This is a genomic window from Streptomyces telluris (assembly GCF_024519335.1).
Classification (GTDB): domain Bacteria; phylum Actinomycetota; class Actinomycetes; order Streptomycetales; family Streptomycetaceae; genus Streptomyces; species Streptomyces telluris.
On record NZ_JANIID010000098.1, the window covers coordinates 1 to 392 of the forward strand.

At 71.4% G+C, this 392-nt stretch carries 1 pseudogene; it reads right to left on the reverse strand.

The annotated features are described in order from the left end of the window. Positions 1-43: 43 nt before the first annotated feature. A pseudogene (locus tag NQU55_RS36265) lies at positions 44-392 on the reverse strand (2-oxoacid:acceptor oxidoreductase subunit alpha); the annotation flags it as partial.

Sequence of the window (392 nt, forward strand, 5' to 3'; positions counted from 1 at the left end):
GGCCGACAGGGCCGCTTCGGCCTGCGGAACGAGGGCGAGGGGCTCAGCCATGGATGGTCTCCTTGAGCACGGTGGCGAGCTGCTCGGCCTTGAACGGCATGCCGCTGACCTGGGTGTAGGAGCGGACGTCGACCAGATAGCGGGCCCGCAGGAGCGTGGCGAGCTGGCCGAGGTTCATCTCCGGGACGATCACCTTGTCGTACGTGGCCAGCACCTCGCCCAGGTTCGCGGGGAACGGGTTGAGGTGGCGCAGGTGGGCCTGGGCCACGGGTACGCCCTCGGCGCGCAGACGGCGGACGGCGGCGGTGATCGGTCCGTACGTCGAGCCCCAGCCCAGGACCAGGGTGGAGGCGCCGTCGGGGTCGTCCACGCTCAGCGCGGGGACGGTGATG